The following is a 778-nucleotide window of genomic DNA, read 5'->3' on the forward strand; positions in this document are numbered from 1 at the left end:
ATAATCTTCTTCAATCTTGGCGGAAGGAAAAGATTAACGGGGCCCTCATAAACTGCATAGAAGCTGTTGCTCTATGCAGGGAGTATATGTACATGCTCAGAAAACTTCAAGCTCAGTTTCTGTGTCATTCGCTCCTTCTGTGCAACATAAGCGCAGGAAGCGGTGACTGATCATAACCAACAAAGCTCATGCAAGTATGTTCAGGTAAACAATCCTGAACCTGTTTTCACGGTTCCCCAGGACTACACTCCCTGGCCTTTCTCGCTGAAACTTATGGTAAAAGCCAATGGTTTCACTGAAAGCTTCAGTTTCGATATCGCATCAGCGATGTCGCGTAGGGACGGAATACGAAAACGTAAACCCCCATTTTTGCGCCGCAGAGCGATGAATGCGTTGCTCATGGCGATGTGTTTTTATTACGATCCCCTGTCAAATAAAGTTCTGCGCTCACTCAGGGAGATTGCCCTGGAGTGCGGACTTGCAACTAAATCTCTTTCTGGCGAAGTGTCCATTACACGAGCAATCAGGGCACTGGAATCGCTGGAAAAAGATTTTGAATTTGTTGCCTGCTCATCGGATTGCTATTCAACTGCTGAGATTTTTTTCACCCCTAAGCTGTTCGAATTTCTTGGCGTATTTCCACTCTCTCTGAGCGAAGCCAGACTGAAGTGTCTGGCCGCCAAAAACAGCGGCAGGGAGAGTGCAGATGAGTAATGCGCACAATCCGCAACACTGGAGTCAGCTGGATATGGATGAACAGATCCGTTTCTGGCAGGGG

2 protein-coding genes are annotated in these 778 nt (G+C 47.2%); both read left to right on the plus strand.

Translation table 11 applies throughout. The features are described 5' to 3' along the window. The first annotated feature begins 92 nt into the window (after window positions 1–92). A complete protein-coding gene (tap, locus tag KHQ28_RS14270) occupies window positions 93–170 on the plus strand; it encodes a RepA leader peptide Tap (protein WP_014386216.1) in 78 nt (25 codons plus the stop codon). Further along, entirely contained in the window at window positions 163–714 is a 552-nt protein-coding gene (gene repA, locus KHQ28_RS14275) for a plasmid replication initiator RepA (protein ID WP_022631532.1), read from the plus strand. Before tap ends, repA begins: the two co-directional genes overlap by 8 nt. The last annotated feature ends 64 nt before the right edge of the window (window positions 715–778 follow it).

It is taken from the genome of Klebsiella sp. 28 (assembly GCF_018223905.1).
GTDB classification, from domain to species: Bacteria; Pseudomonadota; Gammaproteobacteria; order Enterobacterales; family Enterobacteriaceae; genus Klebsiella; species Klebsiella pneumoniae.